The 25,725-nt window shown below is 64.3% G+C and carries 28 protein-coding genes, 1 tRNA gene and 1 pseudogene; 15 read left to right on the top strand and 15 right to left on the bottom strand.

The annotated features are described in order from the left end of the window. Positions 1-69: 69 nt before the first annotated feature. The 5 genes from AC0L27_RS08775 to AC0L27_RS08755 form a co-directional block, all read right to left on the bottom strand. Positions 70-360 carry a hypothetical protein gene (locus AC0L27_RS08775; protein WP_354207818.1) on the bottom strand — a complete coding sequence of 97 codons (291 nt, stop codon included), beginning with the start codon at positions 358-360 and terminating at the stop codon, positions 70-72. A gap of 33 nt (positions 361-393) precedes the next feature. Continuing rightward, the gene (locus AC0L27_RS08770) at positions 394-2,784 is read right to left on the bottom strand and encodes a DUF2235 domain-containing protein (RefSeq protein ID WP_473318646.1); all 2,391 of its coding nucleotides are present in this window, start codon (positions 2,782-2,784) and stop codon (positions 394-396) included. Beyond that, positions 2,760-3,263 carry a hypothetical protein gene (locus AC0L27_RS08765; RefSeq protein WP_473318643.1) on the bottom strand — a complete coding sequence of 168 codons (504 nt, stop codon included), beginning with the start codon at positions 3,261-3,263 and terminating at the stop codon, positions 2,760-2,762. The genes AC0L27_RS08770 and AC0L27_RS08765 overlap by 25 nt, the downstream gene beginning before the upstream one ends. Positions 3,264-3,420: 157 nt before the next feature. Further along, positions 3,421-3,723, bottom strand: a complete 303-nt coding sequence (locus AC0L27_RS08760) for a hypothetical protein (protein WP_275170890.1) — start codon at positions 3,721-3,723, stop codon at positions 3,421-3,423. A gap of 175 nt (positions 3,724-3,898) precedes the next feature. Further along, positions 3,899-3,983, bottom strand: a tRNA-Leu gene (locus AC0L27_RS08755). Positions 3,984-4,137: 154 nt separating this feature from the next. On the opposite strand from AC0L27_RS08755, the gene AC0L27_RS08750 reads away from it, so the two are divergent. Continuing rightward, the gene (locus AC0L27_RS08750) at positions 4,138-4,677 is read left to right on the top strand and encodes a disulfide bond formation protein B (protein WP_354061078.1); all 540 of its coding nucleotides are present in this window, start codon (positions 4,138-4,140) and stop codon (positions 4,675-4,677) included. Positions 4,678-4,680: 3 nt separating this feature from the next. Here AC0L27_RS08750 and AC0L27_RS08745 read toward each other — a convergent pair whose 3' ends face one another. After that, positions 4,681-5,766: an AbrB family transcriptional regulator gene (locus AC0L27_RS08745; RefSeq protein WP_354207823.1), complete on the bottom strand. Its 1,086-nt coding sequence runs from the start codon at positions 5,764-5,766 to the stop codon at positions 4,681-4,683. 98 nt (positions 5,767-5,864) lie between these two features. Continuing rightward, entirely contained in the window at positions 5,865-6,137 is a 273-nt protein-coding gene (locus AC0L27_RS08740; protein ID WP_275170899.1) for a PsiF family protein, read from the bottom strand. A gap of 202 nt (positions 6,138-6,339) precedes the next feature. Here AC0L27_RS08740 and AC0L27_RS08735 point away from each other — a divergent pair, with 202 nt between their 5' ends. Beyond that, positions 6,340-6,831, top strand: coding sequence for a hypothetical protein (locus AC0L27_RS08735; protein ID WP_007615347.1), 492 nt, complete (start codon positions 6,340-6,342; stop codon positions 6,829-6,831). A 47-nt stretch (positions 6,832-6,878) separates the two neighbouring features. Here the strand turns inward: AC0L27_RS08735 and AC0L27_RS08730 are convergent, their stop codons facing one another. Next, a complete protein-coding gene (locus tag AC0L27_RS08730; protein WP_354207826.1) occupies positions 6,879-7,427 on the bottom strand; it encodes a TetR/AcrR family transcriptional regulator in 549 nt (182 codons plus the stop codon). 109 nt (positions 7,428-7,536) lie between these two features. Here AC0L27_RS08730 and AC0L27_RS08725 point away from each other — a divergent pair, with 109 nt between their 5' ends. The 5 genes from AC0L27_RS08725 (at position 7,537) to AC0L27_RS08705 (ending at position 10,339) form a co-directional block, all read left to right on the top strand. After that, entirely contained in the window at positions 7,537-7,965 is a 429-nt protein-coding gene (locus AC0L27_RS08725) for an acyl-CoA thioesterase (protein WP_354061087.1), read from the top strand. Between the two features lie 3 nt (positions 7,966-7,968). Continuing rightward, positions 7,969-8,445 carry a PaaI family thioesterase gene (locus tag AC0L27_RS08720; protein ID WP_354207828.1) on the top strand — a complete coding sequence of 159 codons (477 nt, stop codon included), beginning with the start codon at positions 7,969-7,971 and terminating at the stop codon, positions 8,443-8,445. Positions 8,446-8,489: 44 nt separating this feature from the next. Next, the gene (locus AC0L27_RS08715) at positions 8,490-8,873 is read left to right on the top strand and encodes a CidA/LrgA family protein (protein WP_275170904.1); all 384 of its coding nucleotides are present in this window, start codon (positions 8,490-8,492) and stop codon (positions 8,871-8,873) included. Beyond that, a complete protein-coding gene (locus AC0L27_RS08710; protein WP_275170905.1) occupies positions 8,870-9,592 on the top strand; it encodes an LrgB family protein in 723 nt (240 codons plus the stop codon). Before AC0L27_RS08715 ends, AC0L27_RS08710 begins: the two co-directional genes overlap by 4 nt. A gap of 87 nt (positions 9,593-9,679) precedes the next feature. Beyond that, entirely contained in the window at positions 9,680-10,339 is a 660-nt protein-coding gene (locus tag AC0L27_RS08705; protein ID WP_354061095.1) for a DsbA family protein, read from the top strand. Between the two features lie 82 nt (positions 10,340-10,421). Here the strand turns inward: AC0L27_RS08705 and AC0L27_RS08700 are convergent, their stop codons facing one another. The 3 genes from AC0L27_RS08700 to AC0L27_RS08690 form a co-directional block, all read right to left on the bottom strand. Next, the gene (locus AC0L27_RS08700; protein ID WP_027514183.1) at positions 10,422-10,628 is read right to left on the bottom strand and encodes a hypothetical protein; all 207 of its coding nucleotides are present in this window, start codon (positions 10,626-10,628) and stop codon (positions 10,422-10,424) included. An 82-nt stretch (positions 10,629-10,710) separates the two neighbouring features. Further along, on the bottom strand, positions 10,711-11,781 hold the full coding sequence (locus AC0L27_RS08695; protein ID WP_275170907.1) for an alpha/beta hydrolase: 1,071 nt from the start codon (positions 11,779-11,781) through the stop codon (positions 10,711-10,713). A gap of 28 nt (positions 11,782-11,809) precedes the next feature. Then, positions 11,810-12,781 carry a S1C family serine protease gene (locus AC0L27_RS08690; RefSeq protein WP_275170908.1) on the bottom strand — a complete coding sequence of 324 codons (972 nt, stop codon included), beginning with the start codon at positions 12,779-12,781 and terminating at the stop codon, positions 11,810-11,812. 282 nt (positions 12,782-13,063) lie between these two features. On the opposite strand from AC0L27_RS08690, the gene AC0L27_RS08685 reads away from it, so the two are divergent. From AC0L27_RS08685 to AC0L27_RS08660, 6 genes are all read left to right on the top strand, one after another. Continuing rightward, on the top strand, positions 13,064-14,482 hold the full coding sequence (locus tag AC0L27_RS08685) for a M20 family metallopeptidase (protein WP_027514180.1): 1,419 nt from the start codon (positions 13,064-13,066) through the stop codon (positions 14,480-14,482). Positions 14,483-14,743: 261 nt separating this feature from the next. Beyond that, positions 14,744-16,534 carry a peptide ABC transporter substrate-binding protein gene (locus AC0L27_RS08680; RefSeq protein ID WP_275170909.1) on the top strand — a complete coding sequence of 597 codons (1,791 nt, stop codon included), beginning with the start codon at positions 14,744-14,746 and terminating at the stop codon, positions 16,532-16,534. Positions 16,535-16,562: 28 nt separating this feature from the next. Beyond that, entirely contained in the window at positions 16,563-17,522 is a 960-nt protein-coding gene (locus AC0L27_RS08675) for an ABC transporter permease (RefSeq protein WP_106941042.1), read from the top strand. Further along, on the top strand, positions 17,488-18,405 hold the full coding sequence (locus AC0L27_RS08670; RefSeq protein WP_007597392.1) for an ABC transporter permease: 918 nt from the start codon (positions 17,488-17,490) through the stop codon (positions 18,403-18,405). The genes AC0L27_RS08675 and AC0L27_RS08670 overlap by 35 nt, the downstream gene beginning before the upstream one ends. Further along, positions 18,405-19,400, top strand: a complete 996-nt coding sequence (locus tag AC0L27_RS08665; RefSeq protein WP_354207834.1) for an ABC transporter ATP-binding protein — start codon at positions 18,405-18,407, stop codon at positions 19,398-19,400. Before AC0L27_RS08670 ends, AC0L27_RS08665 begins: the two co-directional genes overlap by 1 nt. Next, the gene (locus AC0L27_RS08660; protein WP_275170911.1) at positions 19,397-20,365 is read left to right on the top strand and encodes an ABC transporter ATP-binding protein; all 969 of its coding nucleotides are present in this window, start codon (positions 19,397-19,399) and stop codon (positions 20,363-20,365) included. The genes AC0L27_RS08665 and AC0L27_RS08660 overlap by 4 nt, the downstream gene beginning before the upstream one ends. A gap of 116 nt (positions 20,366-20,481) precedes the next feature. On the opposite strand, the pseudogene AC0L27_RS08655 reads toward AC0L27_RS08660, so the two are convergent. Both AC0L27_RS08655 and AC0L27_RS08650 read right to left on the bottom strand, forming a co-directional pair. Next, a pseudogene (locus AC0L27_RS08655) lies at positions 20,482-20,615 on the bottom strand (HAD family phosphatase); the annotation flags it as partial. A gap of 302 nt (positions 20,616-20,917) precedes the next feature. Next, the gene (locus AC0L27_RS08650) at positions 20,918-21,139 is read right to left on the bottom strand and encodes a dodecin (protein ID WP_018453224.1); all 222 of its coding nucleotides are present in this window, start codon (positions 21,137-21,139) and stop codon (positions 20,918-20,920) included. A gap of 303 nt (positions 21,140-21,442) precedes the next feature. On the opposite strand from AC0L27_RS08650, the gene AC0L27_RS08645 reads away from it, so the two are divergent. Together AC0L27_RS08645 and AC0L27_RS08640 are read left to right on the top strand one after the other, a co-directional pair. Continuing rightward, entirely contained in the window at positions 21,443-22,444 is a 1,002-nt protein-coding gene (locus AC0L27_RS08645; protein WP_354207836.1) for a glycoside hydrolase family 16 protein, read from the top strand. Between the two features lie 2 nt (positions 22,445-22,446). Continuing rightward, the gene (locus AC0L27_RS08640) at positions 22,447-23,940 is read left to right on the top strand and encodes a GH1 family beta-glucosidase (RefSeq protein WP_473318627.1); all 1,494 of its coding nucleotides are present in this window, start codon (positions 22,447-22,449) and stop codon (positions 23,938-23,940) included. Between the two features lie 15 nt (positions 23,941-23,955). On the opposite strand, the gene AC0L27_RS08635 is transcribed toward AC0L27_RS08640, so the two are convergent. Together AC0L27_RS08635 and AC0L27_RS08630 are read right to left on the bottom strand one after the other, a co-directional pair. Beyond that, a complete protein-coding gene (locus AC0L27_RS08635) occupies positions 23,956-24,513 on the bottom strand; it encodes an HNH endonuclease (protein ID WP_007597381.1) in 558 nt (185 codons plus the stop codon). A gap of 214 nt (positions 24,514-24,727) precedes the next feature. Continuing rightward, positions 24,728-25,705: a peptidyl-alpha-hydroxyglycine alpha-amidating lyase family protein gene (locus AC0L27_RS08630; protein WP_354207840.1), complete on the bottom strand. Its 978-nt coding sequence runs from the start codon at positions 25,703-25,705 to the stop codon at positions 24,728-24,730. Positions 25,706-25,725 lie beyond the last annotated feature (20 nt).

Below are 25,725 nucleotides of genomic sequence, written 5' to 3'. Positions count from 1 at the left end.
CCATAATCATGGGGGCGCGACGACTGTCGTCTTGTACCAGCCGCAAGCGTATGGCGACATTGCGCGCTGCTACTTGCTCGCCAGCGGCGATGCCGTCTTCGCCGAGGGCAGCGGAGGTGCGGGCAGGCGCTGCACCGTGATCTTCGCCGTGCCGGTGTTGTTGTGGTAGTACAGATCCGGCGGCCCCTGGATGATCTGGAGCCAGGACGGGACCATCCATTCCGGCATGAGCTGCGGCAAGATTTGCACCGCATCGTTTACGTAGAAGAACAGCTCGCCGGAGTCGGGCGCGACGAACTCGGCGACGACGCGGTCGGTCAGCCCTTCCTTTTCCCAGACCTGCCCTGCATCATCGAGCATGGCCTGCGGGATTGGCTCGAAATTTCCAAGCGTTTACAGCCCGGCCTTGAACTGGTCGATGTCGTCGAGGCTGACTGGGTATTGATCCTGTCCTTCGACGTCGTCCTCGGCAGGAACCGTCGGCTTCGTCCGGCGCGGCAATGCGTCAGCCGGGATCACGTTGACCGCCTGCAACGGTAGGTCATTCATTCCTTTTGTTCCGATGCGAACCACTGGTTGGAACCAGTTTGCTGCGTACAGACGCAGCTCGGGCAAAGCGACATAATGGCGTAGCCCGTGGGTCTGGAAGCCGTTCGCTCCACTCATGGTGGTGCGGTCGAACCAAGGGTCTTTGACCTCGACAAAGATGCGGTATTTGCGACCCTTCTCGACGGCGAGCCCGCTCCACCAGCAGAAGGCCTTGGTGTCGAACAGCGCAATTGCGTCGGTCGGCTCGTCGCGGACCGGCGTGCCGATGCGAGGTACAGCAGGATCCTGGCTCGTCGTGCAGACCTTTCCAAGCGCAACGCGCCCGGTGAAGAGGCTGTTCGACAGCAGAAGCGCCGCCGAGCCGAAGACCGCAACCAGAAAGACTGCGGGCACCACGCCCTTGGCTATGAACAGCCGCGCCGGACCGGCATTCATCCGCATCCAGTGCCCGAACTTCAGGAGAGGGCCTGGCTCGTCGAAGTGACTGCGGCTTGCCTTGCGGCGCGGCGTATTCCAGGCAAGACGCGCTCGCTCCTGGATCGTGTCGCGCAGCTCAGAGTTCTTGTTCCAGGCCCACCAAGTCAGTGCCACCACGAGCGAGGTCAGGAAAGGATAGTAAATCGCGACGTTGAGCCAGGGCGCTGCATAGGACGGCAGTACCTCCCTGGCGAGATTGGCGAGCGGGGCCACCACGGCGCCAAACACCCAGTCGATGTTGGCGATGATGGAGATCCCCTGGTGACCCACCGGATGTTTGGACCATTGCACCAGCGGATGCGCGATCAAGGGCCAGACGGCGATCACGCCAGCCATGAACAGCAGCGAGAAATAGGCGACGCGCCGCCACCATATGGTGTCGCGCGCGAGCGAGGCCATCTCGGCGTCCGGCATGCTCATCGCGGTGAAGGCATCGGCCTCCTTCTGCCGTCGTGGTCCCCTGGCCTTGGCCAGATAGGCCGTCTTCATCGCCTCGCGAGTCCTCTCGTCGGCGAGGTCGAGCTTGTCGCCGTTCGGCATCAGCACCCGGGCATCGGCCGGAAGCATGATCGGCGCATAGTCGTCGCAGCCGTGCAGCATGCGCTCGACCACGGCGAAGTGCACCACAGGCGCGCCGCCATTCGCCGCGCCTGGCAGGACCGGGCGCGGCCCGTAGCGATACAGCACCGCGGCGCCGCTGCGTGAATCATGCATCGGCCCGATCGCCGATTGATAATCCTTGAAGTGCTGGATGGTACCGTTCTGGAAGCGGAGCCGGCCGTCGAGCTGATCAGCCATCCAGACCAGGGGCACAAAGGACAGCGTGGATTCCGGATAGCCGCCGCCGATGTCGGAATTTACGCCGGTGAACCACACCTCCTCGACCGTCTGGCCGGGCGCCAAACGGCTCTGGTCGATCCGCAACGGATGGAAGGTGGTACGCTCGTCGTCCAGCGCCAGCGCATGCGAGATGTGCTTCACCTTGCGCGAGGGCCGATGATTGCGGAACGAGATCGGCCAGATCGCCCAGTCGATCGCGACGCGCAGCTCCTCGATCGGGACGCCGAAGGCCTCGACCGTGTCGAATAGCCCGAGAAATTCGATGTCGATCTCCTTGCGGCCGTTCATCGCCGCGCGGACATCGGCGTACGTGCGATGCCGGAAGATCGCATGATAGAAATTGAGCAGAGCATCGCGGATGAAGCGCGCGATCCAGATCGTCGGCAGGCTCTTCTTCAACGGAACGGTGTCGCGGCGGTATTCCCGCCACGCGGCCATGGCGTTGCGCTCCATCTCCGCGTGAGACACCGGCGTATCGTCGATCTCCGCCGGCAACAGGCCCTGGCTCGCGATCAGCGACGCCAGCGTGCGCGCGGTGAAGGCGCCGCGGCTGAAGCCGAAGATGTAGATTTCGTCGGCCTCGCGCCAGTTCCAGCACAGGAAACGGTAGAGCTTGCGGACGTTGCCGGGCACGCCGATGCCCGTGGCACCGTCGAGCGCGGCGAGCGGCGCCCAGCCGGCGGTGCCGACGCCCTTGATGTAATAGGCAATCTGGTCCGGCTGGGTGTGGTCGAGCGCCTCGTAGAGTCGCCAGACGCTGGATTCCTGGACGGTAAACGCATTGCCGGTGCCGTCGGCGAACAGCACCAGCTTGCGTTTTGCCGGGATGGCGGTGGTCGTCCCGTCGGAATGCATCTCGATATGCGCGCGTTCTGGTCCGGCAGAACCAGCGTTCAGCGCGCCATCATGGTGCGGCATGAGCCCCTCCCGGCAATTCGACGGGGACGCGCTTCAGGCCCGAGCCGGGCGGCACTCCCAGCGTCAATCAATGGTTGCAATGGTTGCGTCGTGAAAATGCAGGTGCATTCTGCACACAATCCCGCTGAGGTAGCAAGCAGGAAGCGCAGCCGAGCGACGATATGGGTGAAGCAGGCCAGTGATACGGCGTTGCTCGCCCTGGGTTGATGGGCTGGCGAGATCCGCGCGTTCGTCCAGGATGGCCCCTCTACGAAGCCTCTCCGCGCGGCGGGATATCGTCGGGCCAGTGCCGACAACGGCAAGTGTCGCTCGCCCTCCGGCAGCTCCAGATAGGCGAGCACGAGCGGCCGTTTCCAGTCACCGACGCCGAAATCCATCGCCATCCATTTCTGCGGTTCGGGGCCCTCGAGACCGCGCACCCAGACGAAATAGCGGGGGAGATCGTCGGCTTCCGTTTCCGTCGCGCGTCTCCTGGCCATCGAAGCTGCTCGCTGCATCAATACATGTTGCCGCACGATATAGGGACTGGCACGGCGAAGTCGAACCGGCGAGAGAGGGCATGCCGGAAAGCACGCGGCCCTCTCCTGGCGAAGTGTCCCAGGATGCGGATGCGAGCCGTATGGCCGCCCGCTCTCGTCACTGCCAGAGTTCGCAGGTCGCAACCCGGTTGATGTCCGCGAGCCGCCGGCTGGTGTCGCCCTCGAGGTCGAGGCTGGCGACCAGCGTCAGCAGGCGATGATAGGCCCCGTCAGCGACCGCGACGGGCAGCGGGGCCTCATCGAACGTCTCGACATAGCTGCCGACGAGACCGCTCAACAGACGGCACAGCCCGCGCTGTTCGGGGTCATCGCGGCCGAGCGTCTCGAGTTTTTGCTGAAAGATCCGGAAGGTCCGCAGGCCGTGGTGCTGTTGCGAAAGCCACGTGTGCAGGTCGTTCATTTAAGCTCCTTCGAATTGCGGAAGAAGCTACCGGTTTATACAGGTGGGATGTGACGATTGCTAGGGAGGGGGAAAGTCGAGACAGTCCGTCTTCGCCAAGAGGCTTCGCCGGACACGCTTCACCCTTTTGGCCTTGGCGCGGGCTGCGCCACGCGAAGCCCGAAAGGGCGAAGCGTGGTGCCCCTGGCCGGAATCGAACCAGCACTCCTTGCGGAACTCGATTTTGAGTCGAGCGCGTCTACCAGTTCCGCCACAGGGGCCCTCGGTCGGCCCTAACGCGGGCGTCGCGAAGCCGGCGGACTATAGCCATGGACAAAGCGGGGTCAACCCGCGCCAAAGTGATCTTGGCCGTTCTCGACAGCCGCGTGAGCCGGGGTTACAGCCTTGGAAAGCGACCATCGAAAAGGGGCTGCCGTGACGACCCAGAGTGCCGCAATACCTGCATTCAAATCGGCGGCCACCAGCCCGGCTCTGACTGCCTCGCTCGCTGTGACCCTGGTTGCGGCTGCCACGATCGCGGGCGCCTGGTTCTTCCAGCTGGTGCTCGGGATCGTGCCCTGTCCGCTCTGCCTGGAGCAGCGCTACGCCTATTACCTCGCGATCCCGCTCGGCTTGCTCATCGCACTCGCGGCGCGGGGCGGTGCGCCGAGGCCGCTGCTGCTCGCGGGCCTTGCGATCCTTGTGCTGGCGAGCCTCGCCAACGCCGGGCTCGGCACCTATCATTCCGGCGTCGAATGGGGTTTTTGGAAGGGGCCAACGGACTGCTCCGGTCCCGTCGTCAATCTCGGCAGCGCCACCGACCTGCTGTCGCGGCTCGACACCGTGAAAGTGGTCCGCTGCGACGAGGTGCAGTGGCGCTTTCTCGGCCTCTCGCTTGCCGGCTACAACGTGCTGATCTCGCTGCTGATGGCTGGGATCGCCGCGTCGGGATTCGTTGCGACGGCGAAGCGCTGAGGCTCAATCATCCACATCGTCCTGCGTCCGGCCGAACAGGTGCACGATGCCCGGCGTCGCGATCGTCACGAAGACGAAACGCGAGAGGTGATGTGCGCCGACGAAGATCGGGTCAATGTGCAGCGTCAGGGCCAGCGCCAGCATGGCGTCCATCGCGCCTGGTGCGTAGGCGACCACGATGTCGGAGAATTTCACCTGCGTGGTGAGCGCCACGATGCCGACGAAGATCGCGGAGACGGCGATGGCGACGGCAAACGAGCCCAGCGCCGCGTTGATGTGGCCGGCGAGCGTCTTGATCCGCATCCGCGCGAAGCGGCTGCCGATCAGGGCGCCGATGCCGACCAGTGCCACGCCGCGTACCCAGTCCGGCAGGCCGCCCTCGACCCAGCCTGCGCCATGCAGCACGCTTGAGCCGATCATCGCGCCGAACATCCAGCTCGCCGGAAATTTGATCAGCCGCAGGACGAGCGCCGCGGCTAGCGAGGCCGCGACCAGCTCGACGAGGTCAAGCGGCGAGGCAATCGTCGTCGCCAGCGACGGCGCGACGGAGGAGGCGACGCCGGCGAACGCCAGCACCATCGGCAGCGCCGCGGTGAGGATGATGACGCGCATGGTCTGCACCACCGCGATCCCCGGCAAATCGGCGCCGCGCTCGACCGCCAAAATCGTGATCTGCGACAGCGCGCCGGGGCTGCCGGCGAGGAAGGCCGAGGTGCGGTCCCAGCCGTGGAAGCGCTGGAGATAATAGCTGGAGCCGAAGGTCGAGCAAAAGGTCGCGAGCGCGAGCAGCCCGATGGTGAGCGGATAGGCACTGACCTGTTGAAGCAGGTGCCGCGAGACGACCGAGCCTAATGAAATGCCGAGCAGCACCAGCACGGTCTGGGTCAGGATCGGCGGCAGCGTCAGCTGGCGACCGGCGATCGCGGCGATCCCGACCGCGATCATCGAGCCCGAGATCAATCCCCCGGGAAGGCTCGCGAGCAGAAACACGAGGCCACCGGCGGTGCCAATGACGAGCGTTTCCACCGTGCTCAAGATCTTGGCACGGCTCGGCCATTCGAACGGCGGGGAGGCGGTGATTTGCTTCACACCGCCTTATCGCAAATCAGCGAGAGGCGCACAATTGCGGCCACGTCATGCCGCAATGCGCGCGCCTCTCGCCGAAGCCGGCGAGGACCGTGACGGGTTTACTTCTTGTCGGCGGGGGCCGCGGTCGCGCCAGCCTTGGCTTCCTTCATGCATTCGCGGCGGAATTTCTTGCGCTCCTTGCCCTTCAATCCTTTGGTATCTGCCTGCTTGGAGCATTCGAGCGATCCGGCCGAGCGCTCCTTCGGCGCCTTCTTGTCGGTGGTCGCGGCGGCATCGGTTTTGGCTGCCGGTGCGGCGGTCTGCGCGAAGGCAGTGCCGGTGGCGAGCAGGGAGGCGAGAGCGACGACGGCGAGGCGAGATGAGAAGGTCATGGTGCTGCACTCTTCTTGCGGGAATTGCGAAGGGCGCGAAAGTCGGCTGGCGTTGCTGAACGCGACATGAATAATTTGAACGTAGAGGATCACTATATTTTGGCGGCAGGAGCCATCGCTTCCTTGTCGCGAGCGGGCGGCACGCTAGGATAGCAATCCTCGGTTCACTTCCCCCGGGGGAAGATCAAGGAGGAGACCAAGGATGACCATTCAATCAAAGTTGCTGTGTGCAGTTGCGCTGTCGGGCTTTGCCGCGCTGGTGGCGAGTGCGCCGGCGCAGGCGCTGACCTCGCAGGAGTGCAGCGCGAAATACCAGGCCGCCAAGAAGGACGGCTCGCTCGGCACCACGAAGTGGAATGACTTCCGCAAGGCCCAGTGCGGTGCGGACGCGACGCCAGCGGCTGCGCCGACCGCGGCCGCTCCCGCTGCGCCCGCCGCTCCCGCCGAGCCGAAGCAGGCGAAGAAGGAGGCCGCCCCGGCTGCTGCGCCGACCCTGCCGGCCGGCCCCGCGATCTATCCGAACGCGGTCGATCCGAAATACGCCAAGGAGACCCCCGGCAAGGGGCGCCTGCACACCTGCGTCGACCAGTACAACGCCAACAAGACCACCAACGGCAATGGCGGCATGAAGTGGATCGAGAAGGGCGGCGGCTATTACAGCGAATGCAACAAGAAGCTGAAGGGCGCCGCCTGACGCTTCAAGACGACGCAGAGGCCGGAGCCAAGCTCCGGCCTCTTGCTTTAATCCAGTAGCTTCTCGGTCGACTTCGCCACGAGCTGCGATCGCTTGCGCGGGCCGCGCTCGACGAACAGCAGGCTCTGGCCGAAGATGAAGCAGTAGAACAGGAAGGCCTGCGCTTCAGCTGCCTCGGTCTCGAGGCCGGTCGCGCGGTAGAGTTCGGCGACGTGCTTCAGCCGCGCCGCGTCCACGTTCGCCACCGCTGCCGCGGCGCCCTCGTCCGAGCGGGCCCATTGCCGGATCGCAAGCTCGATTGCCATCCCGTCCGGATTGAGCCGCTCCGAATAGAGCTGGATCACTGCCCGCAGCCGTTCACGGGGCTCTTGGCCATCAAGACTCGTCTGCTGCGCGATCGCCGTTGAGCGCCCCTCGCGCCAGCGTTCCAGCATGGCACCGAGCAGGGCGGCACGATCGGCGAAGCGGCGGTAGAAGCCGCCCTTGGTGACGCCCAGATTCTTGGCGAGCACCTCCACCCGCACCCCCTCGACCCCCGATCGGGCGAGCTCGGTGAGCCCTGCCTCGACCCAGACATCGCCTTTGCCGTCACTCATGCAGGCAGCCTCGCCGATTCTTGATACGGTGCCGTATTGCTAACGCGGGAGGAGGTTGATACGCTACCGTATCAATCATCAAACGCAGAAGAGGCCAGGGAGAATTGCGATGGAGCAGGAGGCGACCTATCGCGGCACGGTCTATCCGTGGCAGTGCGATCACGTCGGCCATATGAACATCATGTGGTATGTCGGCAAATTCGACGAGGCCAACTGGATTCTGTTCGCCCGCCTCGGGCTGACGCCGAGCTATCTGCGCGGCTCCGGCCGCGGCATGGCCGCCGTGCAGCAGAACATCACCTACAAGCGCGAGCTGCTCGCCGGTGACATCGTCGAGATCCGCAGCCATCTGCTGGAGATCCGCGACAAATCGATCCGCTTCCGGCACGACATGACCAATGCCGAGACCGGCGAGATCGCCGCGTTCTGCGAGATCACGGGCGTGCACATGGACCGTAGCCAGCGCAAATCGGTGCCGTTCACGGATGCCATCCGCGAGGTCGCCTTGAGCCATCTCGTCGAGCCGGCGGAGGCCTGAATCATGGCCGCATTCGAGCCGAAGAACCCGGGCTATCGCGCGGCTGCCATCGCCATGTTCGACGGCCAGCCGGCGATGCACACGCTCGGCATCGTGATCGTCCGCCTTGCGCCGGGCGAAGTCGAACTGGCCATGCTGCATTCGCCGGCGCTCACACAACAGAACGGCTTTGTCCACGCCGGCATCATTACCGCAGGACTCGACAACGCCTGTGGTGTTGCCGCCTTCACTCTGATGCCGCCCGAGGCCGATATCCTCACCGTCGAGTTCAAGACCACGCTGCTCGCGCCGGCGCGGGGCGAGCGTCTCGTCTTCAAAGCAGAGGTGGTCAAGCCCGGCCGCACGTTGACCTTTTGCGAGGCCAAGGCGTTTGCCGAGCACGAGGGCAAGGTCACGTTGATCGCCACGATGACCGGGACACTGATGGCAATGCTGCCCCGCGCTTCGGCTTCGCACGAGCCACGCACGACCACCGCATAGCGGTGATTGACAAGACTGTCGGGGCGTCCCTTGATACTCCGGTCATGCTTGCAAGCCTTGGTCTCATTCTGCTCTGCCAGTTGATCGGCGAAGCCGTCGTGCGCAGCCTCGGGCTGCCGATGCCAGGCCCGGTACTCGGCCTCTTGCTGCTCCTCATCCTGCTGCTCGCACGCGACCGCTTTGCGCTTCTCGCGCGCGGGCCGCTGCGCGATGATGGCGTCGAGACGGCGAGCAGGGGTCTATTGGCGCATCTGTCGCTGCTGTTCGTGCCGGCCGGGGTCGGGGTCGTGCAAAAGCTCGACCTGCTCGCGTCCCACGGCATCGCTATCATCCTCGTGCTCGCGCTGTCGGTGGTCGTCACGCTGCTCGCGACCGTACTCACCTTCCGTCTGGTCAGCCGCCTGTTGAGGCAACAGGACGCGCGATGAAGGACAATCCGTTCTCGCTCTGGGTCTATCTCTCGCAGTCGCCGTTGCTTTGGTTGACCGTGACGCTGCTGGTCTATGCGAGCACGGACGCGGTGTCGCTGGCAACGCGGCGCCATCCGCTCGCCAATCCCGTGCTGCATGCGATGTGGATCGTCGGCGCGTTCCTGCTGTTGACCGGCACCTCCTACACGACCTATTTCGCCGGCGCGCAGTTCGTGCATTTCCTTTTGGGGCCTGCGACGGTCGCGCTGGCTGTTCCCCTTTACGAGAACCGCAAGCGCGTCGTCGCCTCGATCGTGCCGATGCTGGTGGCGCTGGTTGCGGGATCGGTCACCGCCGTGGTGTCCGTGGTGTTGCTGGCCGAGCTCGCCGGTCTGCCGCGCGACGTGGTTCTGTCGCTCGCGCCGAAATCCGTCACGGCCGGCGTTGCCATGGGCATCGCCGAATCCCTGCATGCCGATCCCTCGCTTGCTGCGGTTGCCGTCATCCTCACGGGCATCATGGGCGCGATCATCGTGACGCCGCTGATGAACCGCACCGGCATCAGCGATTTCCGCGCCCGCGGCTTTGCCGCCGGCCTTGCCGCGCACGGGATCGGTACCGCGCGCGCGTTCCAGGTCGACGAGATCGCCGGCGTCTTCTCCGGGATAGCCATGAGCCTGAACGCTTTGGTGACCTCCTTCCTGGTACCTTTGGCGGTCACGCTGCTGGTGCGATGACATCGGCACCGCGACACTCTATATGAGCTGTAACAATTCCCAGTCTCGAACCGTATCGACGGAGATGGGACCGAAATGGAACGAGATATGGCTGGATTCAGGAACAAGGGCCTTGTGCCGACGCGGCGCGCGGCGCTGACGCTGATTGGGGCGGGCGCCCTTGTCGCGGGTGGGATGACCTCGACGCGCGCGGCGACCGACGAAGACGAGGTGCTGACCGAAGCCAAGGTGCTGCGCGACCCCGATGTTCCCGTCGCCGGTAATCCCGACGGGAATATCAGCATTATCGAATGGTCCGACTACAACTGCCCCTATTGCCGCAAGCTCGAGCCCGAGTTGCGTCAGGTCATCCAGGACGACGGCAAGGTCCGGCTGGTGATGAAGGACTGGCCGATCCTCGGGCCGGTTTCGGTCACGGCGGCGCGGACCGCGCTCGCGGCGAAATTCCAGGACAAGTACCACCAGGCCCATGACGCCATGATGGGCGTCAGCTCGCGCCTGACCGAGCCACGCATCAACGAATTGCTCGCGGCCGCCGGTGTTGACATGGATCGGTTGAAGCGCGATCTCGCAGACCGCGCCAAGGACATCGACGCCGTGCTCAAGCGCAACAACGAGCAGGCCGAAGCCTTCGGTTTCAGCGGCACCCCGTCCTTCATCGTCGGCAAGTACCGCGTGCCGGGCGTGCTCAGCATGAACGAGTTCGAGCAGGTCATCGCCGACGCCCGCAAGGCCAAGATGAACTGAGCCGAGCGATATTCACCGCGCAATACGAAGGCGCCGCCGCGGACCCGCGACGGCGCCTCATTTCATTCATGATACCAAATCGTTACTTCGAGGAGATGCGGACCCAGTCCTTGTGCGCGCGATCACGCAGCGCGTCCCAATCGGCCTTGGCAACATCCCAGTTCACGATGGTGCGATTGGTTGTCGCGACCTCGCCATTGGCGACCGACGACGTCTGCATGGAGTCATAGACGTACACGCCGCAGCCGAGCAGCAGCGCGCCCAAAATCATTCCAAGAAACATCCGCATCGCGAAACCTCCAATGACGGGCGATAACGTCGACCCGGATCGATTGTTCCGCGACAGTGCGGCGCAGGTAAGGACGATCCGTTCACGCATCATTCAGCCACTGAACCAACTCCGCATTGATCTCGCGTGGGTAGGTGTGGCTGAGGTCGTCGATCTCGCGATAGGTGACATTTGCGCCGGCGGCGGCGAGGGCCGCCTGGGTCTGCCGCGCGGTCTGCACCGGAAACATCCAGTCGAGCTTGCCGTGCGCGATGAAGATCGGCAGGCGCTGCAGGCGCGTGGCGTCAGCCATCTCAGCCATCAGCGGATGGAAGGTCGCCGACACCGGCGCGACATGCGTGAAGGGCGATGCGCCTTCGAGCCCGGTGACGTAGCAGAAGGTGCCGCCGTCGCTCATGCCTGTCAGCAGCATGCGCGAGGCGTCGATGGCCCAGCGGTTGCGTACGGTTTCGAGAATGCGCATGAGGTTGGGCGTGTCGGAATCGTCACCCATCAGGGCCCAGGTCGGGCCGGTCGCGGTCGGCGCCACTAGGATCGCACCGAGACTGCGGGCGTCGCGCAGCCAGCTCCACAGAAAACCGCGGCCGTTGCCGCTGCCGCCATGCAGCGCCATCACCAGCGGCATGGCGCGGTCGGGCGTGTAATATTCGGGTACGTAGACCGAAAAGCCGCCGCGGCTGCCGGGCTCGTTGTGATCGTGGATGATGCCGGTGTGCGCGTCCGCGCCGGCTTCGAGCCGCGACAACAGGTCGGCATTCTCGCGATTGGCGGCGTTGAGGAAGAAGCTGCTCACCGGCGGAAACTGCATTGCGAGCGGATAGAGTGCCTCCTGCGCGCGCGGCACGTGGCGCAGCGCGCGGAAGACCGCGACGAGGTCGCCATTGCCACGCTCGATCTCGCGGATGCCGGCGAAGGCGGCGAGAGTCTCGTCGCAGGCACGGTCGAGTCGCTCGCGCAGTCCGGTGAACTGTTCCGGCCATTCTCCGATTGCGGCGCGCGCCGTTTGCAACGCCTCGTCGGGAGCGCCGATCGCGTTCATCACGGAGCCGAAGGCCGGCGGGTGCAGGTTTCGCTGAAAGAAGGCGAGCGCTTCCAGCGCATTGAGCAGCGGCGGTAGCACGGCCACGATGTCGTCAACGACGGCCTCGCTCATCGTCGCGTCCTTGCGTCAGTTCTGATCGTCAGTGCAGCTTTGGCGCCTTCAAGAGCTTGTAGCGATCGGTCGAGGTCACCGTGACGTCGAAGGTGACACCTTCATGGTGTACCGTCAGCGGCACGTCAACGCCGGCGGCGCCGAGGCCCCACAGCTTGTTGTAGAAGCCGGTCTGGCTCGTCACCTTCTCGCCGTCGACCGCGAGGATGACGTCGCCGGTCTTGAGCTCGGCGCGGGCGGCCGGACCATTGGCAGAGATCCCGATCACCACCACGCGGTTGTCGATCTCTGTCGAATAGAGTCCAAGCCATGGCCGCGCCGGCTTGTTGACGCGACCGAACTTGCGCAGATCGTCCAGGATCGGCTTCAACAGGTCGATCGGCACGATCATGTTAACGTGCTCGGCCTTGCCGTCGCGCTCGCGTTCGAGCTGGAGCGAGCCGATGCCGATCAGCTCCCCGCGTTCGTTGAGGAGCGCCGTGCCGCCCCAGTTCGGGTGCGCGGGATGGGTGAAGACGGCCTCGTCCAGCAGATATTCCCAGTAGCCGGCAAATTCCTGCTTGGCCACGATCTGGCTCGCGACCGAGCGCGTGCGTCCGCCGGCGCCGCCGACCACGACGCGGTCGCCGAGCTGGGTCTCGGCTGAGATACCGAGCGGCAAGGGATCGACGTCCAGCTGGCCGAGCGCCTGCACCAGGCCAAAGCCGGTGACGGCGTCGAAGCCGAGCACATGTCCCTCCACCACGCGCCCGTCTCCGACGTGCAGCCAAACGGACTCTGCTTCGGTGATGAGGTAACCGATGGTGAGCACCAGCCCATCGTCGATCACGACGCCGTTGCCGGCGCGTTCGGTCCCCAGTGTCTCGGCGCTGAAGGCGTCCGGCGGGATGATGGCATGCAGGCCGACGACGGAGGCGAGCACGCGGTCGAGATCGAAACCGTAATCGCTCGCCCGCGGCTGATTGGCCGGCGGCACTCTCCATTCGGTCAGAGCGGGCATGGAGTTCTCCTGGCTGAGTGCATCGCTCGGCGCGGCTAGCGGAAAGACGCACGAAGCACGCATAATTTAGGCCGGGGGAGGCCGTCTTGAAAGCCTCGCTCCCCAACTATTCCGAAGCGTCGTATGACATTTTTGAAAGGCACGGGAACGGTTCATGCAAGGTCGGTCGGGCGACCCTCCGGCATTGGCCGCATGGCTGCTCTCCGGCGAGGTGCTAGGCGCCTTCCAACGAAGCTGCTAACCATTGCCGCTTCGTTTGACCTAGGGATCACGGATCGAAGCATGGACAACCGCAGCGACATCTGGCGTGGCATCGACACGATCAAGGCACGTTTCATCGACCTCAGCGACAAGGTCTGGGGCATGCCCGAAGTCTGCTACACCGAGGCGCGGTCCGCCGCAGAACATCTCGCCGAGTTGCGTCATCAGGGTTTTCGCATCACCGAGCAGGTCGCGGGCATTCCGACCGCGGTGATGGGCGAATGGGGCGAGGGCGGACCGGTCATTGCCTTCATGGGGGAGTATGATGCGCTGCCGGGCCTCAGCCAGGAGGCGGGCGTCGCGGAGCATCGTCCGGTCGAGACCGGCGGCCACGGCCATGGCTGCGGCCACAATCTGCTCGGTTCCGCAGCTCTCCTCGCCGCGACGGCGGTGAAGGACTGGCTTGCCGAGAACAAGGTGCCGGGCCGCGTGCGCTATTACGGTTGCCCGGCGGAGGAGGGCGGCGCGGCAAAAGCCTTCATGGTGCGCTCCGGCGCATTTGAAGACGCCGACATCGCCATCACCTGGCATCCGCACAGCTTCTGGGAGGTCGCGGTGACGCCGTCACTCGCCAACACCCGCGCCGATTTCATCTTCACCGGCCGCACCTCGCATGCGGCGGCCTCGCCACATCTCGGCCGCTCCGCGCTCGACGCCGTGGAGCTGATGAATGTCGGCGTGAACTACATGCGCGAGCACATGCCGAGCGACGCGCGCGTGCACTACGCGCTGCTCGACACCGGCGGCATCGCTCCGAACGTGGTGCAGGCGCATGCGCGCGTGCGCTATTCGATCCGCGCCCGTGATCTGCCCGGCATGAACGAGCTGGTCGGACGCGTGAGCAAGATCGCGGAGGGCGCGGCGCTGATGACCGAGACCAAGGTCGAGATGAAGATCATCTCCGCGGTCTCCAACATCCTGCCGAACACGCCGCTGGAGCAGGCGCTGCACCGGGTCATGGAAGAGCTCGGACCGCCGCATTTCGACGACGCAGACAAGGGCTTTGCCACGGAGATCCGCGCGACGCTGAGCGACAAGGACATCGAGTCGGTCTATTACGCGATCGGCATGGAGCCGACCGACCGGCCGCTGGCCGACTTCCTGGTGCCACTCGATGCCAAGCGCAATCCGCTGGTCGGCTCGACCGACGTCGGCGACGTGAGCTGGGTGGTGCCGACCGTGCAGGTCCACGCACCCACGGTTGCAATCGGTACGCCCTTCCACACCTGGCAGGTGGTCGCGCAGGGCAAGAGCGCGCATGCGCACAAGGCCATGGTGCAGGCCGCCAAGGCGATGGCCGGCATCGGCATCAAGGCGCTGACGGACCCGGAGCTGATCAAGGCTGCCAAGGCTGACCTCGAGAAGCGCACCGCCAAGACACCTTACGTCTGTCCGCTGCCAGACCACGTCGCGCCGCCGCTCGACATGTCCGTGGCGTAGAATTCGCCTCGATACTTCGTCTGATCCGGCGAACAAATTTTCTGCAGTGCAGCGCGGAATCCAGCCTGTTTTGATGCTGGATTGCCGAATGGATGGGCTGCGGAATATGGTTTTGCCCAACAGACAGTCAGAAGACCGTTTGCATACACACGGTCGCAGTTGACGCGCACCCCATTCGGTGTGCCATCTACCGCCAGCCAAGCCCGGTGGTCGCCTCGCGCGACCGCCTGCATCCATACGGGAACCAGACGGGGGACAACCATGCTGGATAAAGAACTGCGTTCGATGATCGGTGACGTGAAGGACGGGCGGATGGATCGCCGCGGCTTCATTCAACGCCTGGCTGCCGTGGGTCTCACCGCGCCTTTGGCCAACCAGATCCTCGCGCTCGGCGGGGTCGCCATGGCTGAGGGCGTCTCGACCTACAAGCCGACCAAGCGCGGCGGCGGTGGTGCGCTCAAGCTGCTGTGGTGGCAGGGGCCGACCCTGCTCAATCCGCATTTCGCCACCGGCACCAAGGACCAGGACGGCTCGCGCCTGTTCTACGAACCGCTCGCCTGCTGGGATCCCGACGGCAACATGAAGCTGGTTCTCGCGACGGAGATTCCCTCGACCCAGAACGGCCTGCTCGCGGCCGACGGCAAGTCGGTGACCTGGAAGCTGAAACCCGGCGTCAAATGGCACGATGGCAAACCCTTCACCGCCGATGACGTGGTCTTCACCTGGGAATACATCATCGATCCCGCGACCGCGGCCGTCACTGTCGCGACCTACCGCGATATTACGGTTGAGAAGGTGGATGATCTGACAGTCCGCCTCGGCTTCAAGAAGCCGACGCCGTTCTGGGCCGATGCCTTCGTCGGCGCGACCGGACAGATTCTGCCTAAGCACCTGTTTGCCGAGTTCAAAGGCTCGAAGTCCCGTGAGGCGCCGGCCAACCTCGCCCCGGTCGGCACCGGCCCCTACAAATTCGTCGAGTTCAAGCCCGGCGATCTCATCCGGGGCGTGATCAATCCCGAATATCACATGCCGAACCGTCCCCATTTCGATACGATCGAGATGAAGGGCGGCGGCGATGCCGTCTCGGCGGCGCGCGCGGTGATCCAGACCGGCGAATATGATTTCGGCTGGAATATCCAGGTCGAGGACGACGTGCTGCTGCGTCTGGAGAAGGGCGGCAAGGGCAAGACCATCTACGCCGTAGGCGGCGATACCGAGTTCATCGCGCTCAACTTCACCGATCCGACCACCGAGGTCGACGGCGAGCGCTCCTCGATAAAGACCAAGCATCCGCTGTTCTCGGATCCGGCGGTGCGCAAGGCGCTGTCGCTGCTGGTCGATCGCGAGTCCATCAAGAAAGCCATCTATGGCCGCGCCGGCCGCACTACCGCGAACTTCCTCAACGGTCCCGAAAAGTTCGTCTCCAAGAACACCACATGGGAGTTCAGCGTCGAGAAGGCCTCGAAGATCCTCGACGATGCCGGCTGGAAGCCCGGCGCCGACGGCATTCGCGAGAAGGACGGCAAGAGGCTGAAGATCGTGTATCAGACCTCGATCAACGGCCCGCGCCAGAAGACCCAGGCGATCGTCAAGCAGGCCTGTCAGAAGGCCGGCATCGATGTGGAATTGAAGTCCGTCGTGGCCTCTGTGTTCTTCTCCTCGGACGTTGCCAATCCCGACACGTACGCCAAATTCTACGCGGACATCGAGATGTTCCAGATCCCGATGAGCCAGCCGGATCCCGCCCAGCACATGCGCCGCTATCATTCGAGCAATGTCGCGGCCAAGGAGAACAAGTGGCAGGGCACCAATTTCCCGCGCTGGATCAACAAGGACTATGACGCGACCATCGACGCCGCCGACGGTGAGATGGATCCGGTCAAGCGTGTGGCGCTCTACATCAAGGCCAACGATCTCCTGTTCCAGGACACCGTGTTCATCCCGGCGCAGCATCGGCTGAAGGTGGAGGCGAGCGCCAACACGCTGCGTCCGGTGATCAGCGGCTGGGCCAACGAGACCGACAATTTGTTCGACTGGTACCGCGAGGAATGATCACGCACGCCTAGAGCGGTCCTTCTTCATGAGCCAGTATGTCCTGCGTCGCCTCCTGATCGCGATTCCGAGCCTGCTCGGAATTTCGCTCGTGCTGTTCGTCGTGCTCGCGCTAGCCCCGGGCGATCCCTTCTCGGAGCTGGCGACCAATCCGAACGTGCCGCCCGAAGTCGCTCTCGCGCTTCGGGCGAAGTTCGGCCTCGACGATCCGATCTACCTTCGTTACCTGCACTGGCTCAACGCCATGCTGCATGGCGACTGGGGTTTCTCCTTTGTCAGCCGGATGAACGTCGACACGCTCATTCTCCAGCGACTGCCAACGACGCTCTACGTGATCGGCTCGGCGCAGATTCTGGCGCTCCTGATCGCGATCCCGGTCGGGGTCTATGCCGCGACGAAGCCGTATTCGCTGTTCGACCAGGTTGCCAACACGCTGGCCTTCGTCGGCTTCTCGCTTCCGACCTTCTTCACCGGCATCCTGTTCATCCTGATCTTCTCGGTCACGCTGGACTGGCTGCCTTTCGTCTACACCACGGACATCAAGGGCACGGGCATTCACTGGCTGGCGGAGACGATCCGTCAGGCAATCATGCCGGTGGCGGTGCTCGGCCTGTTCCAGGCGGCGTCGATGACGCGCTTCGTGCGCTCGGCGATGCTCGACGTGATCCGGCTCGACTACGTCACCACCGCGCGCGCCAAGGGCATCGGCCAGCGGCGGGTGATTATCAAGCACGTGATGCGCAACGCGATGATCCCGGTCGTCACGCTGATTGCGTTGCAAATCCCGGCGGTGTTCGGCGGCGCCATCGTCACCGAGCAGATTTTCCGCATCCCCGGCATCGGCTCGCTGCTGATCTCCTCCATCCTTTCCAACGACACGCCGGTGGTGATGGCCGTCACCTTCGTCTTTGCGTGCCTGGTCGTGCTGTTCAATCTCATCGCGGACGTTCTTTATGGCTGGCTTGACCCTCGCATCTCCCTCCGCTGAGCGGCGCGTCTACTCGCCCTGGCGCGAGACGTGGCGGCGCTATAGCCGCCACAAGCTTGCCGTGGTCAGTGCGTTCCTGCTCCTCGTTCTGATCCTGGCGGTGGTGGTCGGCCCCTTTATCTGGCGGGTCAAGATCGACGACATCGATATCGTGGCGGGCATGCAGGGGCCGTCGCTGGCCCATCCTTTCGGCACCGACGATCTCGGGCAGGACATCCTCGCCCGCATGATCTATGGCGGGCGCATCTCGCTCGCGGTCGGCCTCGCCGCGATGCTGGTCTCAGTCTTTGTCGGCGTGCTGATCGGCGCGCTCGCCGGCATGTCGCGCGGTGCGCTCGGTCATGGGCTGATGTGGCTCACCGATCTCTTTCTGTCGCTGCCGCAATTGCCCCTGCTGCTGCTGCTGATCTATCTCTTCCGCGACGGGCTGAAGGCGGCTTTCGGCCCCGAGGGCGGCATTTTCATCCTGATCGTGCTCGTGATCGGTGGCTTGCGCTGGATGCCGGTTGCGCGCCTCGTTCGCGCCCAGTTCCTGTCGATCCGCGAGAAGGAATTCGTTGAAGCCGCGCGCGCTCTCGGGGCAAGCCCGGTGCGGCAGGTTGTGCGCCATATCCTGCCCAATGCCCTCGGTCCGGTGATCATCGCCGGCACCATCGACGTGGCTGCCGCCATCATCGCGGAATCGACGCTGTCCTTCCTCGGCCTCGGCTTCCCTCCGGATACGCCGACCTGGGGCCGGCTGCTTTATGACGCGAAAGACTTTCTCGACATCGGCCCGCACTGGGCGCTGTTTCCGGGCGGCGCGATCTTCATCGCGGTGGTCGCCATCAACTTCATCGGCGACGGCTTGCGTGACGCGCTCGATGCGCGGCGGGTGATCTGATGGCGCCGCTGCTCGAGATCAAGGGACTGAAAACCCACTTCTCCACCGACGACGGCATCCTCCAGGCGGTCGATGGTGTCGACATCTCCATCAACCGCGGCGAGACGCTCTGCGTCGTCGGCGAATCCGGCTGCGGCAAGACCGTCACCGCGATGTCGATCCTGAAGCTGATCGCGATGCCGCCGGGCCGCATCGCGGCAGGCGAGATCATCTTCGAGGGCCGCGATCTCGTGCCGCTGACGAGCAGTCAGCTCGACGAGATCCGCGCCAAGGAGATCGGCTTCATCTTCCAGGAGCCGATGACCTCGCTCAATCCGGTGCTGACCATCGGCGAGCAGATCGCCGAAAGCCTGCGCCGCCATGAGAACGTCACCAGGAAGCAGGCGCTCGAGCGCACCATCGAAATGCTCAAGCTGGTGCAGATTCCCAACGCCGAAGGCCGCGTGCACAACTATCCGCATCAGTTCTCCGGCGGCATGCGGCAGCGCGTGATGATCGCGATGGCGCTCGCCTGCAAGCCGAAACTGATCATCGCCGACGAGCCCACCACGGCCCTCGACGTCACCATTCAGGCGCAGATCCTCGGCCTGCTCCAGGACATGAAGGAGCGCTTCGGCATGGCGGTGATGCTGATCACCCATGCCATGGGCGTCGTCGCCGAGACCGCGCAACGCGTCGTGGTGATGTACGCCGGCAAGGTGGTAGAGGAGGCGCCTGTCGACGACCTCTTCGGCAATCCCGGCCATCCCTATACCCAGGGACTGATCCGCTCGATCCCGCGCATTGATCTCGACAGCGAGCACAAGGTGCGGCTGGAGGCGATCGGCGGCTCGGTGCCGATCCTGATCAACCCGCCGGTCGGCTGCCGCTTCGCTCCGCGCTGCCGCCACGCCATGAGCATCTGCACCGAGAGGGAGCCGCTGCTGCGCGAAATCGCGCCCGGCCACCGCATGGCCTGTCATCTGGGAGATACGCAGTTGGGAGGCGCAGCATGACCGAGCCCTTGCTCCGCGTCAGCGGCCTGAAGAAATATTTTCCCGTGCATGGCGGCCTGTTATCGCGCCAGGTCGGCAGCGTTTATGCGGTGGACGGGGTCTCGTTCTCGGTCAACCGGGGCGAGACGCTCGGCCTCGTCGGCGAATCCGGCTGCGGCAAGTCGACGACGGGACGCTGCGTGCTGCGCCTGATCGAGCCGACCGACGGCGAGGTCGTGTTCGACGGTCAGGATGTCCGCCAGCTCGGCGGCAACGATTTGCGCGCGATGCGGCGGAACATGCAGCTCGTGTTCCAGGACCCGTTCGCCTCCCTCAATCCGCGCATGACGGTCGGCGCCATCCTCGGCGAAGCGCTGATCATCCATAAGCTTGGCTCATCGGCCAAGGAGCGGGAGGATCGCGTCGCGAGCCTGCTGGTGAAGGTGGGGCTCAAGGCCGAGCACATGCGCCGCTATCCGCATGAGTTTTCCGGCGGTCAGCGCCAGCGCATCGTGATCGCGCGTGCGCTCGCGGTCGAGCCGAAACTGATCGTCTGCGACGAACCGGTGTCGGCGCTCGACGTCTCGATCCAGGCTCAGGTCATCAATTTGCTGGAAGATCTCCAGGCCGAGCTGAACCTCACCTATCTCTTCGTCGCGCACGATTTGTCGGTGGTCGAGCACATCTCCGACCGCGTCGCGGTGATGTATCTTGGCCGTATCGTCGAGCTCGCCAAGGCCAGCGACCTCTACCGCAATCCGCAGCATCCCTACACGAGGGCGCTGTTATCAGCGGTGCCGGTGCCCGATCCCAAACTCAAACGCGAGCGCATCCGCCTCAAGGGAGACGTTCCGAGCCCGATGAAGCCGCCGTCGGGCTGCCACTTCCACACCCGCTGTCCTATCGCCCAGCCGCGTTGCGCCGAAAGCGCGCCGGAGCTGAAGGAGGGAGCGGGCGGGCACCTTGTGGCGTGCCATCTCGCCTGACGCCTGGAAAAGCGGAGCGCGCATTCATGCGTGAAGCAGGCCGTGCTCCGAAAGGCCTGCCTGAACGCCTCAACCGAAGTGTGGTGATGCGCGAACAGACGCGCCTCTCGCGCGCCGCTCGTAGCCCCCGCAAGCTTCGCCAGCAATGCGACACGCTTTGCCCTGTCGTAATCGCAGAGGACATTGTCCATGTCGAAGAGGACGAGCTTGTTCCACCAGTCACAGCGGCACTCTCGGATTGGCCGAACATCCGGCCGTGATCCAAGCCATACCGCGCTAGAGCGCAGGCAACAAATCCAGAGCAACAGTCGATCCCGTCACGCGCTTCTCGCGGACCAGGGAACGACCTGTGCCGACATCATCAGCCGGTCCCGGCCATTGTCCCTGGCGGCGTAGAGCGCGCGATCGGCGGCGGCGACCAGCGTGCTGCAGTCCGTCGTGGGTTGGGACGGCAGACTCGTCGCGGCGCCAACACTTGCAGTCATCAGGCGGGAGGGGGATTGTCGCGTTAACCAGGCTGGCTCAAGCGTCGGCTTGGCCCGGTGTTCTACCTCACTCGTCCAGAGTGAAGCCGACGCGCAGCGTAACCTGGTAGTGGCGCACGGCACCGTTCTCGATATGGCCGCGCGTTTGCACCACCTCGAACCATTTCATCTCACGAACGGTCTTGGCGGCCCGGCTGACCGCGTTCTTGATCGCGTCCTCGATCGAGGTCTCGGACGATCCGACCAGTTCCAGGATCTTGTAGACGTGATCCGTCTCGCTTGTGGCCATGACTATTCTCCCCTTGTGCTGTGGCAGGGCTGGACACGTCTGGCGCGGACCGTTGGCGCGCGCGAAACATCCGGCCTTCACTCTGAACGGTCGGCGGCGCATCGAGTTCCGTCCCCGGCGAGAGCCTGCCGCGCGCCTGCCGGGCACCGCCCTGGCGTCTTCATTTTTTTAAGTGCACGAAAATCTGGATGGCATGTGCGGGCTGCGCTCCCGAATTGACGCGCGGTCGCGGGCCTGCCCTTGCCCGTCCCGATACGAGCGAGCTAACCTCGGCCTTTCCTCCGGCATCTTCGAAGAGCGGTGATGATCGCGCGTTGGACGAGGGGCGCTCTGGCTGTGATCGGTCTCTGCGTTGTGCCTGCGCCGGCCCTCGCGCAGGACGATCTCGACGGTGCCCCGGTGAGCATGTCGCTGCAGGTGACGACCGATCCCTCCGCCATCGCGTGCCGCCGGCTGGAAACGGTCAATCCGGCCTCGCTGATCTTCTTGCCGCTGCGCCGGACCTTCAACGAGGATTTTGACGAGCACCCGCTGGCGAACGGACGCTGGGTGCCGCATTACGCCGGCGGTGCGGCCTGGCCGGAGGCGCGCTACTGGGGTGGCGACGGCTCCGACTTCAAGCGCAAGACCAGCGCCAATGGCGAGCAGCAGATCTACGTCGATCCGCGCTACGCGGGGCGGGCCGCGGCGCCGCTCGGGCTCGATCCGTTCAAGGTCAAGGACGGCGTGCTGTCGATCGTCGCCAGGCGCACCCCGCCGGAATTGAAACCGGTGCTGTTCAACAACGAGTACATTTCCGGGATACTCACGACCCAGGGCACGTTCGCGCAGAAGCACGGTTATTTCGAGATCCGCGCCAAGGTGCCGGTTGGGCATGCGGTGTGGCCGGCGTTCTGGATGCTGGCGGATGACGGCGGCTGGCCGCCGGAGGTCGACGTGCTGGAAGGCCGCGGCGAAAAGCCGGGTGATCTCGTGATGACGACGCATTGGCGGATTCCCTCGACCCAGAAGATCCAGTCCTGCGGCTTCGACTTCGCGGTCGGCGACGCTTCGAGCGCATTTCACACTTACGGTGTATTGTGGGAAGAGGATCGCCTGGTCTATTTCATCGACCGCAGGCCGGTGTCCGACATCAAGGTGCCGATCGGCTTCGACGATCCCATGTACATGATCGTCAATCTCGCAATCGGATCGAAATTCTTTCTCGGCGTCGGACCGGTCGACGCGGAGTCGCCCCCGACCGTTGCATTCGAGATCGACCGCATATCCGTCTATCAGATCGATATGGAGCAGGCCCGGAGATAGCAATGGCAGCTGATTTCTCGCGGCGCGATTTTGCAAAGCTCGCGGGCCTTGCGGCGGTTGGCGCAACGGCAGGTGTCAAGGCTGACGAGAAGGCTGCGGACAAGGCTGCGGTAGATGAAACGCTGATCGTGCCCGACCGCCACGCGCCCGCGCCCTTCCCGAAGGATTTTCTCTGGGGCACGGCGACTTCGTCCTATCAGATCGAAGGCGCCGTCGACGAGGACGGTCGCGGCAAGTCGATCTGGGACACCTTCAGCCACACGCCCGGCAAGATCGAGGACGGCACGACCGGCGACCGCGCTAACGAACACTATCATCGCTACAAGGACGACGTGACGCTGATCAAGGCGCTCGACGTCAAGGCTTACCGTTTCTCGGTCGCCTGGCCGCGGGTGTTTCCGGAAGGATCGGGACAACCCAATCCCAAAGGGCTCGACTTCTACAACCGTCTCGTCGACGAGCTGCTCGCGAACGGCATCGAGCCCTACGCCACGCTCTATCACTGGGACCTGCCGCAGGCGCTCCAGGACCGCGTCGGCGGCTGGCAGTCCAGCGACACCTCGAAGGCTTTCGCCGACTACGCAGCCTACGTCGCCCAGCGCCTGACCGATCGCGTGAAGAATATTTTCACCGTCAACGAGGTCGGGCGCTTCGTGAATTTCGGATATGGCTGGGGCATCGACGCGCCCGGACTCAAGCTGCCGGCGGCGTTGCTCAACCAGGCCCGCCATCACGTCGCGCTGGCGCACGGGCTGGCGGTGCAGGCGATCCGCGCCTCAGGGCGCGCCGGCACCCGCGTCGGCGCGGCCGAGAACATTGCCGCCTGCGTGCCGGCGATCGCGACACCCGAAAACATCCGCGCGGCCGAGATCGCGACGCGCGAGCTCAACGCCGGCTTCCTCGGTGTGGTGCTGGAGGGCAAATACACCGACGGTTTCCTCGCCTATGCCGGCGCGGACGCTCCGAAATTCACGCCTGATGAATTGAAGATCATCGGCACGCCGAACGACTTCGTCGGCCTCAACATATACGCGCCACAATATTACATCACGGCCTCCGATCGTGCGCCCGGCTTCCACGTGCTGCCGTTCCCGACCTCGTTCCCGCACATGAACTCGGAATGGTTACGGATTGGCCCCGAGGTCATCTACTGGGCGCCGCGCATCGCCGCAAAGATCTGGAACATCGACGATATCTATATCAGCGAGAACGGTACCTCGTCGGAGGACAAGCTCGCCGCCGACGGCCAGGTCTACGACCTCGACCGCATCATGTTCCTGCGCAACTACCTGACCCAGATGCAGCGCGCGATTACCGAAGGCGTCCCAATTCGCGGCTATTTCCTGTGGAGCCTGATGGACAATTTCGAATGGATTTTTGGTTACGGAAAGCGGTTTGGCCTGTACCGCGTCGATTTCGAGACGCAGGCGAGGGTGCCGAAGCTGAGCGCGGCGTTCTATCGCGACGTGGTCGCGCGGAATGCGATCGGGATGTGAGACCAGACGCAGACCTTACGGATCCAGCTCCGTATCCCAGTAGAGATAATCCAGCCAGCTGTCGTGCAGATAGTTCGGTGGGAACAGGCGGCCGTTGCGGTGAAGCTGGTGCACGGTCGGCGCGAACGCATGTTGGCGCGGAAACATCTTGGCCTGCACCGGCGTCAGATTGCCTTTGCGCAGATTGCAGGGCGAGCACGCCGCGACCACGTTCTCCCAGGTGGTCTGGCCGCCTTTGCTGCGCGGGATGATGTGGTCGAAGGTGAGGTCTTCGGGCGAGCCGCAATACTGGCAGGCGAAACGATCGCGCAGGAAGACGTTGAATCGGGTGAAGGCAGGATGGGTGGTCGGCTTGACGAAGGATTTGAGCGAGACGACGCTCGGCAACTGCATTTGCAGTGTGGGACTATGGACCGCCTGATCGTAATGCGCGACGATGTTGACGCGGTCGAGGAATACCGCCTTGATCGCGTCCTGCCACGACCACAAAGACAGTGGGTAGTAACTCAGCGGCCGGAAGTCCGCATTCAGCACCAACACCGGCCAATGGCCTTGCGAGACATGTGCGTTCAAGTAACGCTCCTGGCCTCCAATGTACGCTGCGAAGCAGCACGTAACTGACATACTACATGCAGCGTGACGGGATTGTGAAGCCCGTCGAGCGACTTATTCCGGCACAAGCAATGCGGCACGGGGGTGGCAACCCGCGCAAAACGCCGTGATTTCCAGGTCCGGGGCCGTGGAGGCAGCGTTCTCCTGACAGCGCAACGTGGATGTGCCGAGGCAGCTACTCCCGTACCCGCTCCAGCTTCTGCAAACATCGCGTCGCGCGCACCGCGGCCGGCATCTCCTCATCCGGAAAGCTGGTCTTCCAGTCGGTGACGCCGACCTCGCCGACATAAATGTCGCCCCGGGAATCCAGCGCAATGCCATGCGGTGCCAGGAACTTGCCGCTCGCAACGCCCGGGCCTTCCTCGCCGCCGAGCCGCGCGATGCGGTTGCCCTTGGCGTCCACGATCGAGAGCCGCGGGCCGAGATTGGGCACCTTGCGGTTGACCGCGAGGCCGGGCCCGAGTTCTCCGATGACGAAGGTCGGGCTCTTGCTGCCGCCGCAGCAGTATAGCGCACACGGGCGGTGCAGATTGTTCCACTGCGTCTCGTACTTGCCATTGCCGTCGAACACCTGCACGCGATGATTCTCGCGGTCGGCGACATAGACAAAGCCGTCGGCATCGGTGGCGATGTTGTGCACGATGTTGAACTGGCCGGGATCGGTGCCGGGCTCGCCCCAGCTCGTCATCAGCTTGCCATCGGGCGTGAACTTGTGCACGCGCGCATTGCCATAGCCGTCGGAGACGTAGATTTCGCCCTTCGGCGACAGCGCGGTGTGGGTACAGCGATGGAAGGGATCGCCGCTCATGAATGGCGACGGTTTTTCGGGGATGCCGATCGTCAGCAGCACATTGCCCTCGGTGGTGCACTTGCGCACGGTGTGGTCGCCGTCATCTGTGCAATAGAGATTGTCGTCGGCATCGATGTGCAGGCCGTGTGCGCGCGAGAACAGGCCTTCGCCCCAACTGCGCAAGAAATTGCCCTCGCGGTCCAGCACGACCATCGGATGGGCCCCGCGGTTGAAGACGTAGACGCGGTCCTTGCCGTCGACCGCGACCGAAGCGACGTCGGTGAGCTGCCATCCGTCCGGCAGCTTTGCGAAGTTCTCAACGACGCGGTAGCGGTGCTCGCCGGTGCCGAGAATGGCTGGCATTGGTGTTCTCCTCTTATTCG

Source organism: Bradyrhizobium sp. Ken51 (assembly GCF_055807435.1).
The sequence above is the reverse complement of the archived record's forward strand: the minus strand, read 5'-3'. Positions and strand labels throughout refer to the sequence as shown.

Excerpts from the sequence above, each read along its gene's own strand:
- AC0L27_RS08765 (WP_473318643.1), bottom strand. The coding sequence starts at position 3,263 with ATGGCCAGGAGACGCGCGACGGAAACGGAAGCCGACGATCTCCCCCGC.
- AC0L27_RS08730 (WP_354207826.1), bottom strand. The coding sequence starts at position 7,427 with ATGAGTGACGGCAAAGGCGATGTCTGGGTCGAGGCAGGGCTCACCGAG.
- AC0L27_RS08690 (WP_275170908.1), bottom strand. The coding sequence starts at position 12,781 with ATGCCCGCTCTGACCGAATGGAGAGTGCCGCCGGCCAATCAGCCGCGG.
- AC0L27_RS08760 (WP_275170890.1), bottom strand. The coding sequence starts at position 3,723 with ATGAACGACCTGCACACGTGGCTTTCGCAACAGCACCACGGCCTGCGG.
- AC0L27_RS08675 (WP_106941042.1), top strand. The coding sequence starts at position 16,563 with ATGAGCCAGTATGTCCTGCGTCGCCTCCTGATCGCGATTCCGAGCCTG.
- AC0L27_RS08775 (WP_354207818.1), bottom strand. The coding sequence starts at position 360 with ATGCTCGATGATGCAGGGCAGGTCTGGGAAAAGGAAGGGCTGACCGAC.
- AC0L27_RS08735 (WP_007615347.1), top strand. The coding sequence starts at position 6,340 with ATGACCATTCAATCAAAGTTGCTGTGTGCAGTTGCGCTGTCGGGCTTT.
- AC0L27_RS08715 (WP_275170904.1), top strand. The coding sequence starts at position 8,490 with ATGCTTGCAAGCCTTGGTCTCATTCTGCTCTGCCAGTTGATCGGCGAA.
- AC0L27_RS08630 (WP_354207840.1), bottom strand. The coding sequence starts at position 25,705 with ATGCCAGCCATTCTCGGCACCGGCGAGCACCGCTACCGCGTCGTTGAG.
- AC0L27_RS08770 (WP_473318646.1), bottom strand. The coding sequence starts at position 2,784 with ATGCCGCACCATGATGGCGCGCTGAACGCTGGTTCTGCCGGACCAGAA.
- AC0L27_RS08650 (WP_018453224.1), bottom strand. The coding sequence starts at position 21,139 with ATGGCCACAAGCGAGACGGATCACGTCTACAAGATCCTGGAACTGGTC.
- AC0L27_RS08670 (WP_007597392.1), top strand. The coding sequence starts at position 17,488 with ATGGCTGGCTTGACCCTCGCATCTCCCTCCGCTGAGCGGCGCGTCTAC.
- AC0L27_RS08700 (WP_027514183.1), bottom strand. The coding sequence starts at position 10,628 with ATGCGGATGTTTCTTGGAATGATTTTGGGCGCGCTGCTGCTCGGCTGC.
- AC0L27_RS08680 (WP_275170909.1), top strand. The coding sequence starts at position 14,744 with ATGCTGGATAAAGAACTGCGTTCGATGATCGGTGACGTGAAGGACGGG.
- AC0L27_RS08710 (WP_275170905.1), top strand. The coding sequence starts at position 8,870 with ATGAAGGACAATCCGTTCTCGCTCTGGGTCTATCTCTCGCAGTCGCCG.
- AC0L27_RS08645 (WP_354207836.1), top strand. The coding sequence starts at position 21,443 with ATGATCGCGCGTTGGACGAGGGGCGCTCTGGCTGTGATCGGTCTCTGC.
- AC0L27_RS08640 (WP_473318627.1), top strand. The coding sequence starts at position 22,447 with ATGGCAGCTGATTTCTCGCGGCGCGATTTTGCAAAGCTCGCGGGCCTT.
- AC0L27_RS08665 (WP_354207834.1), top strand. The coding sequence starts at position 18,405 with ATGGCGCCGCTGCTCGAGATCAAGGGACTGAAAACCCACTTCTCCACC.
- AC0L27_RS08740 (WP_275170899.1), bottom strand. The coding sequence starts at position 6,137 with ATGACCTTCTCATCTCGCCTCGCCGTCGTCGCTCTCGCCTCCCTGCTC.
- AC0L27_RS08685 (WP_027514180.1), top strand. The coding sequence starts at position 13,064 with ATGGACAACCGCAGCGACATCTGGCGTGGCATCGACACGATCAAGGCA.
- AC0L27_RS08660 (WP_275170911.1), top strand. The coding sequence starts at position 19,397 with ATGACCGAGCCCTTGCTCCGCGTCAGCGGCCTGAAGAAATATTTTCCC.
- AC0L27_RS08725 (WP_354061087.1), top strand. The coding sequence starts at position 7,537 with ATGGAGCAGGAGGCGACCTATCGCGGCACGGTCTATCCGTGGCAGTGC.
- AC0L27_RS08695 (WP_275170907.1), bottom strand. The coding sequence starts at position 11,781 with ATGAGCGAGGCCGTCGTTGACGACATCGTGGCCGTGCTACCGCCGCTG.
- AC0L27_RS08705 (WP_354061095.1), top strand. The coding sequence starts at position 9,680 with ATGGCTGGATTCAGGAACAAGGGCCTTGTGCCGACGCGGCGCGCGGCG.
- AC0L27_RS08720 (WP_354207828.1), top strand. The coding sequence starts at position 7,969 with ATGGCCGCATTCGAGCCGAAGAACCCGGGCTATCGCGCGGCTGCCATC.